Source organism: Salmonella sp. 32120201201600049SM, from assembly GCF_017572835.1.
GTDB lineage: Bacteria > Pseudomonadota > Gammaproteobacteria > Enterobacterales > Enterobacteriaceae > Salmonella > Salmonella enterica.
Genome location: NZ_JAGESA010000004.1, coordinates 11,840 through 26,528 on the forward strand (window position 1 = coordinate 11,840; position 14,689 = coordinate 26,528).

At 53.2% G+C, this 14,689-nt stretch carries 16 protein-coding genes; 15 read left to right on the forward strand and 1 reads right to left on the reverse strand.

Annotated features, from left to right (window positions below; all coding sequences use genetic code 11):
* Window positions 1-5 precede the first annotated feature (5 nt).
* From iolD to iolH, 5 genes are all read left to right on the forward strand, one after another.
* The gene (gene iolD / locus J4650_RS10700; protein WP_023993580.1) at window positions 6-1,946 is read left to right on the forward strand and encodes a 3D-(3,5/4)-trihydroxycyclohexane-1,2-dione acylhydrolase (decyclizing); all 1,941 of its coding nucleotides are present in this window, start codon (window positions 6-8) and stop codon (window positions 1,944-1,946) included.
* A 180-nt stretch (window positions 1,947-2,126) separates the two neighbouring features.
* The gene (gene iolG2, locus J4650_RS10705; RefSeq protein WP_000736098.1) at window positions 2,127-3,149 is read left to right on the forward strand and encodes a D-chiro-inositol-2-dehydrogenase IolG2; all 1,023 of its coding nucleotides are present in this window, start codon (window positions 2,127-2,129) and stop codon (window positions 3,147-3,149) included.
* A 72-nt stretch (window positions 3,150-3,221) separates the two neighbouring features.
* Window positions 3,222-4,448, forward strand: coding sequence for an MFS transporter (locus tag J4650_RS10710; protein WP_000661780.1), 1,227 nt, complete (start codon window positions 3,222-3,224; stop codon window positions 4,446-4,448).
* Between the two features lie 160 nt (window positions 4,449-4,608).
* Window positions 4,609-5,424 carry a 2-keto-myo-inositol isomerase IolI2 gene (gene iolI2 / locus J4650_RS10715; RefSeq protein ID WP_001019386.1) on the forward strand — a complete coding sequence of 272 codons (816 nt, stop codon included), beginning with the start codon at window positions 4,609-4,611 and terminating at the stop codon, window positions 5,422-5,424.
* Window positions 5,425-5,476: 52 nt separating this feature from the next.
* A complete protein-coding gene (gene iolH / locus J4650_RS10720; protein WP_000683955.1) occupies window positions 5,477-6,361 on the forward strand; it encodes a sugar phosphate isomerase/epimerase IolH in 885 nt (294 codons plus the stop codon).
* Between the two features lie 55 nt (window positions 6,362-6,416).
* On the opposite strand, the gene yjgA is transcribed toward iolH, so the two are convergent.
* On the reverse strand, window positions 6,417-6,968 hold the full coding sequence (gene yjgA / locus J4650_RS10725; RefSeq protein ID WP_000166287.1) for a ribosome biogenesis factor YjgA: 552 nt from the start codon (window positions 6,966-6,968) through the stop codon (window positions 6,417-6,419).
* A 95-nt stretch (window positions 6,969-7,063) separates the two neighbouring features.
* Between yjgA and pmbA the strand changes: the two genes are divergently transcribed.
* From pmbA to J4650_RS10775, 10 genes are all read left to right on the forward strand, one after another.
* Window positions 7,064-8,416, forward strand: a complete 1,353-nt coding sequence (pmbA, locus tag J4650_RS10730; RefSeq protein WP_000852989.1) for a metalloprotease PmbA — start codon at window positions 7,064-7,066, stop codon at window positions 8,414-8,416.
* 98 nt (window positions 8,417-8,514) lie between these two features.
* Entirely contained in the window at window positions 8,515-8,901 is a 387-nt protein-coding gene (cybC, locus tag J4650_RS10735) for a cytochrome b562 (RefSeq protein WP_001232231.1), read from the forward strand.
* 277 nt (window positions 8,902-9,178) lie between these two features.
* The gene (locus J4650_RS10740) at window positions 9,179-9,517 is read left to right on the forward strand and encodes a glycine dehydrogenase (protein ID WP_001255103.1); all 339 of its coding nucleotides are present in this window, start codon (window positions 9,179-9,181) and stop codon (window positions 9,515-9,517) included.
* 10 nt (window positions 9,518-9,527) lie between these two features.
* Window positions 9,528-9,890 (forward strand): SFCGS family glycine-rich protein, encoded by a 363-nt coding sequence (locus J4650_RS10745; RefSeq protein ID WP_000435389.1) that lies wholly within the window; start codon window positions 9,528-9,530, stop codon window positions 9,888-9,890.
* Window positions 9,890-10,192: a DUF4312 family protein gene (locus J4650_RS10750; RefSeq protein ID WP_000975187.1), complete on the forward strand. Its 303-nt coding sequence runs from the start codon at window positions 9,890-9,892 to the stop codon at window positions 10,190-10,192. The genes J4650_RS10745 and J4650_RS10750 overlap by 1 nt, the downstream gene beginning before the upstream one ends.
* A gap of 22 nt (window positions 10,193-10,214) precedes the next feature.
* Window positions 10,215-10,991 carry a DUF4311 domain-containing protein gene (locus tag J4650_RS10755; protein ID WP_000478578.1) on the forward strand — a complete coding sequence of 259 codons (777 nt, stop codon included), beginning with the start codon at window positions 10,215-10,217 and terminating at the stop codon, window positions 10,989-10,991.
* An 11-nt stretch (window positions 10,992-11,002) separates the two neighbouring features.
* Entirely contained in the window at window positions 11,003-11,647 is a 645-nt protein-coding gene (locus J4650_RS10760; RefSeq protein WP_000392128.1) for a DUF4310 family protein, read from the forward strand.
* Window positions 11,648-11,705: 58 nt separating this feature from the next.
* Complete coding sequence (locus J4650_RS10765; protein ID WP_023993579.1) at window positions 11,706-12,839, forward strand: amidohydrolase/deacetylase family metallohydrolase; 1,134 nt, start codon at window positions 11,706-11,708, stop codon at window positions 12,837-12,839.
* Window positions 12,823-13,941 (forward strand): DgaE family pyridoxal phosphate-dependent ammonia lyase, encoded by a 1,119-nt coding sequence (locus J4650_RS10770; protein WP_023993578.1) that lies wholly within the window; start codon window positions 12,823-12,825, stop codon window positions 13,939-13,941. Before J4650_RS10765 ends, J4650_RS10770 begins: the two co-directional genes overlap by 17 nt.
* The gene (locus J4650_RS10775; protein WP_023993577.1) at window positions 13,938-14,678 is read left to right on the forward strand and encodes a KDGP aldolase family protein; all 741 of its coding nucleotides are present in this window, start codon (window positions 13,938-13,940) and stop codon (window positions 14,676-14,678) included. The genes J4650_RS10770 and J4650_RS10775 overlap by 4 nt, the downstream gene beginning before the upstream one ends.
* The last annotated feature ends 11 nt before the right edge of the window (window positions 14,679-14,689 follow it).

A 14,689-nucleotide genomic window follows, 5' to 3' on the forward strand; every position in this document is an offset into this window, starting at 1 on the left:
GGTACATGAAAACAATCAGGTTGACCATGGCGCAGGCTTTGGTGCGCTTTCTTGATAATCAGTACATCGACGTAGACGGCAGCGAAATCAAATTTGTAAAAGGGATTTTCGCTATTTTTGGCCACGGGAACGTCGTCGGATTGGGGCAAGCGCTGGAAGAGGACTGTGGCCAACTTAGCGTTCATCAAGGGCGTAACGAACAGGGAATGGCGCATATCGCGACGGGATTTGCCCGCCAGATGCGTCGCCATCAGATTTATGCCTGCACCTCCTCAGTGGGGCCAGGGGCCGCCAATATGATCACCGCAGCGGCGACCGCGACGGCTAACCGTATTCCACTGCTTTTGCTGCCGGGCGATGTGTACGCATCGCGTCAACCCGACCCGGTTTTGCAACAGGTTGAACAAGAACACGATCTGACGTTGAGCACCAATGACGCTTTCCGTGCAGTTAGCCGCTACTGGGATCGCATTACGCGTCCGGAACAGCTAATGAGCGCCTGTATCAGCGCGATGCGGGTGTTAACCGATCCGGCGGATACGGGGGCCGTGACGCTTTGCCTGCCACAGGATGTGCAGGGTGAAGCCTGGGATTATCCGGATTATTTTTTCGCTCGCCGGGTCTATCGTCTTGAGCGTCACGCGCCGACGGAGCCGATGCTGAACGAGGCGGTTGCGCTGATTCGCCGCCACCAGCGGCCGCTGATCGTTTGCGGTGGGGGCGTGAAGTACTCGCAGGCTGAAGAGGCGCTGCTGAGATTTGCCGAACGCTGTCATCTGCCGATTGCTGAAACCCAGGCTGGCAAGGGAGCGCTCAGTTCTGCACACCCGTTGAACGTCGGCGGGATTGGCGAAACCGGTTCACTGGCGGCGAATCTGCTGGCGCAGGAGGCCGATCTGATTATCGGTGTGGGGACGCGCTATACCGATTTCACCACCTCCTCAAAGTGGATCTTCCAGAATCCCGACGTGCGCTACTTAAATATCAACGTTAGCCGCTTTGATGTCTTCAAGCTGGATGGCGTACAGATGCAGGGTGATGCTCGCGTCGCCCTGACGCAGCTTAGCGAACGGCTGGCCCAGGAGCATTATGCTTCGCAATGGGGTGAGACTATTCACCGCGTCCGCTCGCAATATATGGCGGAAGTTGAGCGCGTCTATGCTGTGGAATATAGCGGAGAGGACTTCAAACCTGAAATTGAGGATCATATGGATACTCAAAAGGTGTTTGAAGAGTTTAATGAGATTACGCGGTCGTGGCTGACCCAGACGCGCGTGTTGGGCGTGCTTAACCGGATGTTGCCGGAAAACGCGCTGGTGGTGGCGGCGGCGGGCAGCCTGCCGGGCGACCTCCAGCGTGTCTGGCAAAGCCGCGGCGAGAATGATTACCACGTCGAGTACGGCTACTCCTGTATGGGCTACGAAGTCAATGCCGCATTGGGGGCCAAACTGGCGCAGCCGGAGCGCGAGGTGTACAGCTTCGTGGGCGACGGTTCGTTCATGATGCTGCACTCTGAGTTGGTCACTTCCGTCCAGATGGGGAAAAAGATTACCGTCATTTTGCTCGATAACATGACCAACGGCTGTATCAATAATCTGCAAATGGAACACGGTATGGACAGTTACTTCACCGAGTTTCGTTTCCATCAGCAGGAGAGCGGTCGTCAGGAAGGCGGGTTTATCCCGGTCGATTTCGCTCGCATCGCTGAAGGATATGGCTGTAAAAGCTATCGCGTCACCACCATTGAACAACTGCATGAGGCGTTGGAAGATGCTCGTAAACAGACCGTGAGCACGCTGATAGACATAAAAGTGCTTCCCAAAACGATGGTGCATAAGTACCTGAGCTGGTGGCGCGTTGGTGGGGCGCAGGTATCCCGTAGCGAACGTATCCAGGCGGTAGCGCGTATGCTTGAGAAACATATCGGACAGGCCCGGCAGTACTGATTAATTTGCCGTCGTTCAGGTTGCAGAAGTGTGGTTATTGTTCTGCAACCTGAACGATACAGCGTCAACGCATTGTTTGCTTTTCAGAACGGCAAAATAAAACGATCCGTTTTTCGCAGAATTACGGATGCTTTTCTTTTGCGGTTTTAAATTTACTATTCATGAGATTAAGAGGTACGAATGAAAAAGCTTCGATGTGGTGTTATTGGCCTCGGTCGGGTAGGTAAAATGCATGTTGAGAATATGTATTTACTGCCTCAATTAGATATTATCTGCGCCGCCGATTATTTTATTGAGGAGATGAGCGATTGGCTTTATTCGGTAAATATAACTTCAGGGTATAAAAATTATCAGGAACTTTTACAGCGTGATGATATAGAGGCAGTTTTTATTTTCACCTCAACGGATATGCACGAAGAGATCGTCACGGCGGCAGCGCAGGCGGGGAAGCACATTTTTTGTGAAAAACCGCTCAGCATGAATGAAGATGAGCAGGCCTCAATGGCGGTGCTGAGAAAAGTGAAAGAGAAGGGGGTGACGCTGCAGGTTGCCTTTAACCGCCGTTTTGATCCTCAGTTTCACGAGGTCTTTGAGCTGGTGCGCAGCGGCAAGATTGGTCGGCCCCAGATGATAAAAATCACCTCCCGCGATCCGGACCTGCTACCCCATGATCTGATCAAACGTATTGGCGGTCTGATTTTTGACTTCACCATGCATGACTTTGATATGGCTCGTTTTATGATGCAGGATGAAGTCAGCGAAGTCTATGTTAAGGGCAATACGCTGATTGATCCCAGCCTGAAAAATATTGATGATGTTGATACGCTTGCGGTGATGCTGACTTTCAGAAACGGCGGCTACGCGCTCATTGATAACAGCCGTCGGGCGGTATATGGCTATGACCAACGGGTGGAGGTTTTTGGCTCAGAAGGGATGGCGTATGCGGATAACGTTAGTGAATCGACGGTGAAAGTTTTCAACAGCCAGCACTGCATAATGAAAAATCCCCTTCCTGATTTCACGGTTCGTTATCGCGAAGCTTACCGAACGGAAATATTACACTTTATTGATTCAGTCCTGCATCATACGCCGGTTGTCTGTACCGGCGAAGACGCATTATTGGCCCAGCGTATCGCTATTGCCGCGCAGCAATCATTAAAAAGCGGGCTGCCGGTGAAAATAACAAGCGATATTTATCTTTAACTGCATCTGTTAATAATGAATAAACTCTCGCACTGAAAAGTGTGAGAGCTTTTCTATACCGAGGGTAATAAAATGAAAGAAATGCAGGCAACGCTGCCCCAGACATTTTATATAAAACCAGGTAAGTTTATCTGGAGCTACCTGGGAACATTTTTATTTATGTTGGGCGGCTGTATTGAGAACAGCTGGTTATCTGCCTGGCTAAATACGCAGGGATTTGATCAAGCGCATATCGGGCAGATTTTTGCCGGATATGGGATTGTGGTCGCGATCACCTCCTGGCTATCCGGCGTCTGTGTGGACGTTTTTGGTCCTAAAAAGGTGATGGTTACCGGTTTTATCGTCTATCTTCTGGCTTCCGTCGCGTTTCTGAACTTTGCGCTACCCAGCCATGATTTTGGCGCCATTCTCGTGACCTATATGCTGCGTGGCGTGGGGTATCCGCTGGTCTGTTACTCCTTCCTGGTACGCCTGACCATCCAGTTGGATAATCACCAGCAAGGGATCGGCACCTCGCTGTTTTGGGTGGTCTATAACCTTGGTTTTACCATCATTGGGCCGGTGGTGGCGGCGTCGTTAATTCCTGCGTTGGGGCATATCAACGTGATGTGGGCCGGGATGGGCGTTGCGCTGCTGGGGGTTCTCTTCATGCTGGTGCTGGAACGCAATGAATTCATTCTGAAACCGCGAACGACGCCGGTCTTCAAAGAGTTATCTGCGGGTATCTCCATTATGTATGAACGGCCACGGATCGGTCTGGCGGTGATTGTCAAAACTATTAACGGTCTTGGCACCTATGGTTTTGTTGTCGTATTACCTCTGTTTCTGCTGGATAAGCACTTTACGCTTGAGGAATGGGCGAGTATTTGGGGGATTACCTTTATCTCTAACCAGGTCTTCAACATTATCTTTGGCTGGATGGGCGATAAAATTGGTTTTCGCCGAACCATCCAGATTTTTGGCAGCATCCTGACCGGTGTCGCTACGCTGATTGTTTACTGGGTGCCGATGATATGGGGGCATAACTATGTCGCCTTTATGCTGGCGATGTGTTTGTGGGGAGCCGGGCTGGCTGGCTTTGTGCCAATGACGCCGCTGGTGCCGATGATGGCGCCGGATAAGAAGGGGGCGGCGAACTCGGCCGTGAACTTTGGCTCCGGCCTGGGAAATTTCGTTGGGCCAGCGCTGGTCTCTGTTCTGGCAGGGTTCGGCACCGGCGTGGTGATGTATACTATGGCGGGGCTCTATTTATTCAGCGGCATCCTGGTGCAGTTTCTTAAAGTGCCTGGCGAGAAATAGCTTCAAATATTCTTCAAAAATCCCTTATAGCCTGTGATGTTCATCACTAAATTAAACCGGTTTTTATCAAGATTGATAAAGCCGGTTTTTTCACCCTACGTTAAATTGTACTAACGGATTACGGTTATTTACCCACTCATATACGTTCAGGGAGAAAATAATGAATATCGAGAAAACACGGTTTTGTATTAACCGGAAAATTGCACCGGGTCTAAGCATAGAAGCATTCTTTCGACTGGTTAAACGTCTTGAGTTTAATAAAGTGGAATTGCGTAATGATATGCCAAGCGGCAGCGTTACTGATGACTTGAATTATAATCAGGTGCGTAACCTGGCAGAAAAGTATGGACTTGAAATTGTCACAATTAATGCGGTCTATCCCTTCAACCAACTGACCGAGGAGGTAGTAAAAAAAACGGAAGGATTATTACGAGACGCACAGGGAGTCGGCGCGCGGGCATTAGTTCTTTGTCCGCTGAATGATGGAACGATTGTGCCGCCGGAGGTTACGGTTGAGGCAATAAAACGACTGAGCGATCTCTTTGCCCGGTATGATATTCAGGGGCTGGTTGAACCTTTGGGATTCCGCGTAAGTTCGCTGCGTTCTGCCGTCTGGGCTCAGCAACTGATCCGGGAAGCAGGTTCCCCCTTTAAGGTTTTGCTGGATACCTTCCATCATCATCTGTACGAAGAGGCCGAAAAGGAGTTTGCGTCGCGCATTGATATTTCTGCTATCGGGTTGGTGCATTTGTCCGGTGTGGAAGACACCCGACCAACGGAAGCATTGGCTGATGAGCAGCGTATTATGCTGAGTGAAAAGGATGTAATGCAGAATTACCAGCAGGTGCAGCGTCTGGAAAATATGGGATATCGCGGTATTTACGCTTTTGAACCTTTTTCTTCCCAGTTGGCTTCCTGGAGTGAGGCGGAAATAGAGGAACAAATTAATCGCAGCGTGTCATTGCTGTTGCAATGATACAGCTAATTTCCAGGTGACCGTTTTCAGTTTCCGCAGCGTGGTATTTACAATGAAAATTGCTTTTGATGTCGATGTTATTAAACATTTACCCATTACCCAAATGGTACGGCAGGTTTCCGAGTGGGGGTATAAATATATTGAGCAGTCGCCGCACCCGCGTATTAATCCGTTTTATAAACACCCTAAAGCTGGTCGCGATACCATGCAGGAATATAAACGCGCCTTGCAGAACTACGGTGTGGAAATCTCGTCATTTATTGTGGTTTATCGTTGGTCCGGCCCCGATGAAGAGCGTCGGCGCGCCGCGGTAACCAACTGGAAGCGGATGATTGAGATTGCCGTTGATATGGGCGTACAGGTGATTAATACCGAGCTTTCCGGGACGCCGGATGAGCCGGAGATTTGTGAAGAGATGTGGTATCGCTCCATGGAGGAACTGCTGCCGATCGTGGAACGAGAGGGAATTCGAATCGAAATTCAGTCTCACCCCTGGGATTTCTGCGAACTGAACGATGAGACGGTCGACATGGTGCAGTCTTTGCGTAGTGATAACGTGACCTATCTGTACAGCGCACCGCATGGCTTCTTTTACGATAAAGGGCAGGGCGACGTCGCAAGGATGCTGAACTATGCCGGGGCCGATCTTTCGCATGTTCTGCTGGCCGATACGCACAACCACACGCTTCCCTGCCGCTATATCATGAACCCGCCTGGCGTGAATGCGACGATTCATCAGCACATCGGGCTGGGAGAAGGTGAGGTCGATTTTGACGCGCTATTCCAGGCGCTGCGTGAAATGGATTTTGCAAACCGCACGTTTAAGGTGGGCGGTGAGGCAATTATCACCACGTCGCTGTTTGGTTATCCTGAAAAAATGAGTGTTCAGGCGGTGGAAACGCGCGAGCGGATCGAGCGGGAGCTACTCGGACGTTAAAAACGGGTGAATTTGCCTGTACCGCGCCACAGGCTGGCGCGGTTATTTGCGGCAATTACCCTTCGTTTTCCGCCAGCTCGCGCAGATACTGGAAAATCTGACGCGCTGATTTCGGCGGTTTGTTGCCTTCTTTCTCTTTCTTCGCATTGCGGATCAATGAACGAAGCTGTTGACGATCGGCGTGCGGCCACAGGGTCAGTACTTCGGCTACCGCGTCATCGCCTTCGACGATCAGACGATCGCGCAGATGCTCAAGCTTGTGAAACAGCACCACCTGCTGATTATGGCGGTTCTTCAGCTTGTCCAGCGCCTGGCGAATAGGTTCAACGTCGCGTTGGCGCAGCATTTTTCCGATAAGCTGCAACTGGCGGCGGCGTCCTTCCATTTTGATACGCTGGGCCAGTTCAATGGCGTCGCGCAGATCGGCGTCCAGCGGGATCTTATCCAGCGCGTTTTTCCCCAGATCCACCAGTTCCGCGCCCAGGCGTTTTAATTCCTCGGCATCGCGTTTAATTTCACTTTTACTGACCCAGATAATTTCATCGTCTTCGTCTTCGATGTCATCACCGGGAACGTCGTCGAGCCAGTCTTCGGGCTGCTTTGTCATGTCAGGCTCCTTAAAAAAAGAGGCTAATGTTACCAGTTAAGATGCGCACTGAAAAACGGTTCTCTGTTAGACTTCAGAGAAACTCTCTCTACATTATGGCATTTGCAATGAAAGTAATCTCACAAGTTGAAGCGCAGCGTAAGATTCTGGAAGAAGCAGTTTCGACAGCGCTGGAGTTAGCCTCAGGCAAATCGGATGGGGCGGAAGTTGCCGTCAGCAAGACCACCGGCATTAGCGTCAGCACCCGTTATGGTGAAGTAGAGAATGTCGAATTTAATAGCGACGGCGCGCTGGGCATTACGGTGTATCACCAGAACCGCAAAGGCAGCGCCTCTTCGACGGATTTAAGTCCGCAGGCGATTGCCCGTACCGTGCAGGCCGCGCTGGATATCGCGCGTTACACGTCGCCGGACCCGTGCGCAGGCGTGGCGGACAAAGAACTGCTGGCGTTTGACGCGCCGGATCTGGACTTGTTCCACCCGGCAGAGGTTACGCCAGACGAAGCCATTGAACTGGCCGCGCGTGCGGAACAGGCTTCTCTAAAGGCGGATAAACGCATCACCAATACCGAAGGCGGTAGCTTTAACAGCCATTACGGCATTAAAGTGTTCGGCAACAGCCACGGCATGTTGCAGGGATATTGCTCCACGCGCCATTCGCTCTCAAGCTGCGTCATCGCTGAAGAGAACGGCGACATGGAGCGTGATTACGCTTACACCATCGGTCGGGCAATAGCGGATCTGCAAGCGCCGGAATGGGTCGGGGCCGAGTGCGCGCGCCGCACCTTATCCCGCCTGTCGCCGCGCAAGCTCTCCACCATGAAAGCGCCGGTCATTTTCGCCAATGAAGTGGCGACAGGGCTATTCGGTCATCTGGTCGGGGCGATTGCCGGCGGCGCGGTATACCGTAAATCCACTTTTCTGCTCGACTCGCTGGGCAAACAAATTCTGCCGGAATGGTTAACCATCGAAGAACACCCGCATCTGCTAAAAGGGCTGGCGTCTTCGCCGTTCGACAGCGAAGGCGTGCGTACGGAGCGCCGGGACATTGTGAAGGATGGCGTACTGACGCAATGGTTGCTGACCAACTATTCCGCCCGCAAACTGGGGCTGAAAAGTACCGGTCATGCCGGCGGCATTCATAACTGGCGTATCGCCGGGCAGGGGCTGAACTTTGAGCAGTTGCTAAAAGAGATGGGCACCGGCCTGGTGGTGACGGAACTGATGGGCCAGGGCGTCAGCGGTATTACCGGCGACTACTCCCGCGGCGCTGCGGGATTCTGGGTTGAAAATGGTGAAATCCAGTACCCGGTAAGTGAAATTACCATTGCCGGTAATTTAAAAGAGATGTGGCGTAATATTGTCACCGTAGGTGATGATATTGAAACGCGCAGTAATATACAGTGCGGTTCGGTATTGTTACCGGAGATGAAAATCGCCGGACAATAATACCCGTCATACTTCAGGCTGCAGGCGCGTTGGCTGCCTGCAACCCGAATTATTCAGGGTATTACACTTATCGTTAATAATAAAAAAGGAAGTGAGCAATGCGTAAAAGCCTGTTAGCTATTCTTGCTGTGTCATCGCTGGTATTCGGTTCGGCTGTTTTTGCTGCCGATCTTGAAGATAATATGGATATTCTCAATGATAACCTGAAAGTTGTTGAGAAAACGGATAGTGCCCCTGAACTGAAAGCGGCATTAACCAAAATGCGCGCGGCCGCGCTGGATGCCCAAAAAGCTACGCCGCCAAAGCTGGAAGATAAAGCGCCGGATAGCCCGGAAATGAAGGATTTTCGTCACGGTTTTGACATTCTGGTCGGCCAAATTGATGGCGCGCTGAAGCTGGCGAACGAAGGTAACGTTAAAGAAGCGAAAGCGGCGGCGGAAGCGCTAAAAACCACCCGCAATACGTATCATAAAAAGTATCGTTAATTTTTGTGGGATGGCGGCTTCGCTTTATCCGTAGGTCGCCATCCGGCAAAATGTAATACCCATCACACTTTCTCACTTTATACGACAACGTCATTGTTTCGCCATTTCCTCTTTATGCCGCGATAGATCTCACACTTTCCCGGCGATAATTCATTAATGCCGCCTTTTCTGTGGCGCAGATCACCTATCCCACTCGCGTTTCCACTTCGAGGTGGAAAATAACTCGCTACAAACTTTTAACCCTTGCCGCTAGTTTTATCTCATTGCCATTAACGGGGTGAGACGCGTGGATAACGGAGCAGTAAAACACGATGCCGGTGAGCGAATTAACGAACTGGCTGAACAGGTGTTAACGCAGGTGGATGGCCTGCTGGGGCGACATCACATTGTCCCCAATGCGGTACAGACGCAAATGCTGACCTCGCACGTTCGCGCGATGGCGCACCGATCAATTACCGGCGAGCCTTTACCGGAAGTCGATGCCAGCTTGTTTGATGAAATCTCAGCCGAATCAATGGCGCTCGCCCGCGAAATCGTGGCGGCGTTTGGCAACCTTCCTGACGAAGAAGCCTGGCTATTATCGGTACATTTTGAAGTCGCGAAAGACAACCTCTAAGGAGCAAAAAATGGAACAGATTACCGTCGTGATTGGCGATCGCCTGGGTAAAGGCCAGAAAGTGGCGGCAGGCGTGGAAAAAGCGGGCGGTCGCGCGGTCGTCGTACCGGGCGTCGCGGCAGACATGAAGCTGGGCGATGTGATGAAAGCGGAAAACGCCACCTTCGGCATTTCATTTTGCGGCAGCGGCGGCGCGGGCGCTATCACCGCGCAAAACAAGCATGGCTACAAAGCCAAATATGGAATGCGGTCAGTGGATGAAGGCGTCACCGCTATCAATGAAGGCTGCAACGTGTTGGGTTTCGGCTTTATGGATAAAGAAGAGCTCGGCGAGCGCCTGGTGCAGGCGTGGCAAAAGAAATACGGCGCCTGATGATGAAAGAGCAATTCACCACCACGGTGAGAGTAAAAGGCAAGGGCGACGCCAAAGCACGCGCCTTTGCCGATGCGCTGAACCATGTTCAGTCGGCGGTGATGAGAGAGTCGCCGTATATCTTATTGCGTATTGAGCCACAGGATGTGCGGATTGTTCAGGCGCATGAGTCGGTGCGTAAAGAGGCCTTTCTGTTTTTCTTTTTGCGCCGGGAACGACGCACTTACAGCGTGGAGCTGGATGTGACCGTCAACGTGACCGCCATCAATCTCGACAGGGTGGATTTCGTCGCGAAACGCTGATTTTTATTAAAAAGGCATAGTTATGTTCCTGATAATACTAATTAAATCGCTCATTATCGGCGCGCTGGTCGGCGTAGGGGTGGGCGCTGGGGCTGCACGCATGTTTCACGCGCCAACCACGCAGGGGATGGGCGCGTTCCGTACGTTGGGCGAACTCAACTCTTGTGAAGGCGACCCGGCATCTCACTTCTCCTTTGGACTGGGTTTCTTCTTTAACGCCTGGGCGTCGTCTGTGGCGGCCGGATCGTTCACCCAGGATGTCGATCACCGCATCATCCCTAACTGGGGCGCGGCGGCGCTAATGATCAAAAATCGTAACGTCGGCGAGACGCTGCACGACCCGAAAAAAATGGCGATCGCCTGCGCCGTCATCGGCATGATCGTCGTGACGTTCCTTAACCTGACCGCCTCATCCGTGCCAGAAGCGCTACAGGTGACGGCGGTTAAGGTGCTGGTACCGGCGGCAAACCTGCTGGTCAATATCGTCATGCCTGTGATCTTCTGGTTAGCGGCGATCGACGCTGGTAAAAAATCGGGCTTCTGGGCCACCGTTTTCGGCGGCGCGGCGCAGCTCATCATGGGGAACGCCGTACCGGGGCTGGTGCTGGGTATTTTGATCGGCAAAGGCGTAGAAGAGAGCGGCTGGAACCATGTCACCAAAGTGATGATGGTCGCCATCGTTTTGCTGTTTGTGTTGAGCGGCTTCTTCCGCGGCTTCGACATGAAAATGATCGAGTCTTTCAACATGACGGTACCGAACTGGCTTGAACTGATCCACAACTCGCTCAGCGGCAAATAACGGAGGCCACAATGGAAGAGAATAAAGGTTTTTGGTATGCCGACTGGTCGTTCCCGATCTTTGTTGGCCTGCTCTCCTCCGGCGTTTTCGCCGGGACGCATATGTACTATCTGTACGGTATCGGCGCATTTAACGAAGTCGCTTTTGTGGCGATGTTGAAAGCGGGGATGGATACCGGCGTCTACGGCGCGGTCGCCGCTTTCGGCGCCAGCTTTTTATTTGCCCGCATTATCGAAGGTTCGCTGGTCGGGATTCTGGATATCGGCGGGGCAATTCAGACCGGCGTGGGCTTAGGGGTTCCGGCGTTACTGCTGGGGGCTGGCTTTGTCTTCCCGGTGGCGAACTTTATCGCTTCGCTGATAACCGGTCTGGTGATTGGCCTGGCGATTGGCTACATCATTATTCTGGCGCGTAAGTTCACCATCAATCAGAGCGACTCCACGTACGGGGCGGACGTCATGATGGGGGCCGGTAACACTTCAGGCCGTTTTCTGGGGCCGTTGATTATCCTCAGCGCCATGACGGCATCGATTCCCATTGGTCTGGGCTCTCTGGTGGGCGCGCTGCTGTTTTATATCTGGCAGAAGCCGATTACCGGCGGCGCGATTTTAGGCGCGATGATCCTCGGTTCCATCTTCCCGGTTGCGATTAGCTAACTGTTGATTTGTAGGCCGGATAAGGCGGTTGCGCCGCCATCCGGCAAAGGAGAGAGCGATGTTTGATTTACTCCTGCGCCATGCGCGTCTGGTCGATGACACGCTGACTAATCTTGCCCTGCAAGATGGCAAAATCGCGGCGTTGGGTGACGTTGATGGTCCGGCGGTGAAAACCATTGACCTGCGCGGCGAGTGTTACGTTAGTGCGGGTTGGATTGATTCTCACGTTCACTGCTACCCGACATCACCGATTTATCACGACGAACCGGACAGCGTGGGTATTGCCACTGGCGTTACCACAGTGATTGATGCCGGCAGCACTGGCGCAGATGATATTGACGATTTTTACACCCTGACCCGTCAGGCGACCACCGACGTTTATGCGCTATTGAATGTTTCACGCGTTGGGCTTATTGCCCAAAACGAGCTGGCTAACATGGCCAATATTGACGCCGATGCGGTCCGGCAGGCGGTAAAACGCCATCCGGATTTTATCGTCGGCCTCAAGGCGCGGATGAGCAGCAGCGTGGTAGGCGTTAACGGTATCACGCCGCTGGAACGCGCTAAAGCCATGCAGCAAGAAAACGGCAACCTGCCGTTGATGGTGCATATTGGCAATAACCCGCCGGATCTGGACGAAATCGCGGAGCGTCTGACGGCGGGCGATATCATTACCCATTGTTACAACGGTAAGCCGAACCGTATTCTGACGCCGGAAGGCGAGCTGCGCGCCTCGGTGACACGAGCGCTGGCGCGCGGCGTGCGTCTGGACATTGGACATGGTACCGCCAGCCTGAGCTTTGCGGTGGCGAAACGCGCTATTAGCCTGGGGATTTTACCGCATACCATCAGTTCCGATATCTACTGCCGTAACCGCATTAATGGCCCGGTGCATTCGCTGGCTAATGTGATGTCGAAATTCCTCACCATCGGCATGTCGCTGCCGCAGGTCATTGCGTGCGTGACGGCCAATGCCGCCGATAGCCTGAATCTGAAAACCAAAGGGCGTCTTCAGCCGGGTCTGGATGCCGACCTGACCCTCTTTACGCTTAAACGCCAGCCCACCGTGTTGGTAGACGCGGAAAACGACAGCTTACAGGCTGAAGAATTGCTGACGCCGCTTGCCGCGATACGCGCAGGCAAGGGCTATATGACCGAACAAGGGAGCGCGGAACATGCCTTCGATTTTTGAGAAGTATCAATTAAAACAGGTGATTAACGCCTCCGGACGTATGACGGCGCTCGGTGTCTCTACGCCGCGCCCGGAAGTGATAGACGCGGCGATGGCCGGAATGAATCAGTATTTCGAGATGAAAGATCTGGTGAATAAAACCGGTGAGTACATTGCGAAATTGTTGGAAGTGGAAGGGGCGACGGTAGTCTCCTGCGCCAGTGCGGGCCTTGCCCAGTCGGTTGCCGCGGTCCTGGTTCAGGACAGCGACTGGCTGCTGGAAAACCTGCACGTTACACCGATTGAAAATAACGAAATCGTCCTGCCAAAGGGCCACAACGTCAACTTTGGCGCGCCGGTGGGAACGATGGTGGCGCTGGGCGGCGGCAAACTGGTGGAAGCCGGTTACGCCAACGAATGTTCCGCCGCGCAGTTGGCGGCGGCGATTACGCCGCGCACGGCGGCTATTCTCTATATCAAATCTCACCACTGCGTGCAGAAAAGTATGCTCAGCGTGGAGCAGGCTGCGGTGGTGGCGCGCACGCATAATCTCCCGCTGATTGTGGACGCGGCGGCGGAAGAAGATTTGCAGTGCTACTACCGCGTGGGCGCAGATCTCGTTATCTATAGCGGCGCGAAAGCGATTGAAGGGCCGACCAGCGGGCTGGTGATTGGCAAAACGCAGTATGTTGAGTGGGTAAAACGTCAGTCAGCGGGCATTGGCCGGGCGATGAAGGTCGGCAAAGAAGGAATTGTTGGCCTGACCTGCGCCATTGAATTGTACCTGCGGGCGCAAAAAGAGAGCGGCGCGGAGATGGTAGAAAAAATGGCGCCCTTTATCGACACGTTGAACACGTTTAAAGGCGTCAGCGCCCGCGTGGTGTGGGACAGCGCCGGACGCGACATCGCGCGCACGGAAATTAAGTTTGATGAAGCCGTTACCGGCATCGCCACAGGCGACCTGGTCGACGCGCTGAAGCAAGGGGAATACGCGATTTACTTTCGCGGATACAAAGCCAACGAAGGGATTATTGAAGCGGATGTCCGCAGCGTCGATCGCGCGCAGTTAGCGATTGTGGCGCGTCGTATTGGCGAGGTGATTAATCAGGAGAAAAAAGCATGAAACTGACCCCTAACTTTTACCGCGATCGCGTTTGCCTGAACGTACTGGCCGGTTCGAAAGATAACGCCCGGGAAATCTACGCGGCGGCGGAAGGTCATGTGCTGGTTGGCGTGCTCTCCAAAAACTATCCGGATGTGGCAAGCGCAGTCGCGGATATGCGTGAATATGCGGCGCTTATCGACAATGCGCTCTCCGTCGGACTGGGGGCAGGCGATCCTAACCAGTCGGCGATGGTGAGCGAAATCTCGCGTCAGGTACAGCCGCAGCATGTCAACCAGGTGTTTACCGGCGTAGGGGCCAGCCGGGCGCTGCTGGGGCAAAATGAGACGGTGGTGAACGGTCTTGTCTCGCCGACCGGCACGCCGGGACTGGTGAAAATTTCCACCGGCCCGCTAAGCAGCCGCGCGCCGGACGGCATCGTACCCATAGAAACGGCGATTGCGCTACTCAAAGACATGGGCGGCAGCTCTGTTAAATACTTTCCGATGGGAGGACTCACCTGTCGCGACGAGTATAAAGCGGTGGCTGAGGCCTGCGCCCGCCATGATTTCTGGCTGGAACCGACGGGCGGCATCGATCTGAAAAACTTCGCCGAGATTCTGCACATCGCCCTTGATGCAGGTGTAAGCAAAATCATTCCTCACATTTATAGTTCGATTATTGATAAGGTGAGCGGCAACACCCGTGCGGACGATGTGCGTCAGTTACTCGCTATCGTCCGGTCGCGTGTCGGCTAATCATGAGGAGA

Excerpts from the sequence above, each read along its gene's own strand:
- iolH (WP_000683955.1), top strand. The coding sequence starts at position 5,477 with ATGAAAATTGCTTTTGATGTCGATGTTATTAAACATTTACCCATTACC.
- J4650_RS10770 (WP_023993578.1), top strand. The coding sequence starts at position 12,823 with ATGCCTTCGATTTTTGAGAAGTATCAATTAAAACAGGTGATTAACGCC.
- iolI2 (WP_001019386.1), top strand. The coding sequence starts at position 4,609 with ATGAATATCGAGAAAACACGGTTTTGTATTAACCGGAAAATTGCACCG.
- J4650_RS10760 (WP_000392128.1), top strand. The coding sequence starts at position 11,003 with ATGGAAGAGAATAAAGGTTTTTGGTATGCCGACTGGTCGTTCCCGATC.
- iolG2 (WP_000736098.1), top strand. The coding sequence starts at position 2,127 with ATGAAAAAGCTTCGATGTGGTGTTATTGGCCTCGGTCGGGTAGGTAAA.
- J4650_RS10755 (WP_000478578.1), top strand. The coding sequence starts at position 10,215 with ATGTTCCTGATAATACTAATTAAATCGCTCATTATCGGCGCGCTGGTC.
- J4650_RS10750 (WP_000975187.1), top strand. The coding sequence starts at position 9,890 with ATGATGAAAGAGCAATTCACCACCACGGTGAGAGTAAAAGGCAAGGGC.
- cybC (WP_001232231.1), top strand. The coding sequence starts at position 8,515 with ATGCGTAAAAGCCTGTTAGCTATTCTTGCTGTGTCATCGCTGGTATTC.
- pmbA (WP_000852989.1), top strand. The coding sequence starts at position 7,064 with ATGGCATTTGCAATGAAAGTAATCTCACAAGTTGAAGCGCAGCGTAAG.
- J4650_RS10745 (WP_000435389.1), top strand. The coding sequence starts at position 9,528 with ATGGAACAGATTACCGTCGTGATTGGCGATCGCCTGGGTAAAGGCCAG.
- iolD (WP_023993580.1), top strand. The coding sequence starts at position 6 with ATGAAAACAATCAGGTTGACCATGGCGCAGGCTTTGGTGCGCTTTCTT.
- J4650_RS10775 (WP_023993577.1), top strand. The coding sequence starts at position 13,938 with ATGAAACTGACCCCTAACTTTTACCGCGATCGCGTTTGCCTGAACGTA.
- yjgA (WP_000166287.1), bottom strand. The coding sequence starts at position 6,968 with ATGACAAAGCAGCCCGAAGACTGGCTCGACGACGTTCCCGGTGATGAC.
- J4650_RS10765 (WP_023993579.1), top strand. The coding sequence starts at position 11,706 with ATGTTTGATTTACTCCTGCGCCATGCGCGTCTGGTCGATGACACGCTG.
- J4650_RS10710 (WP_000661780.1), top strand. The coding sequence starts at position 3,222 with ATGAAAGAAATGCAGGCAACGCTGCCCCAGACATTTTATATAAAACCA.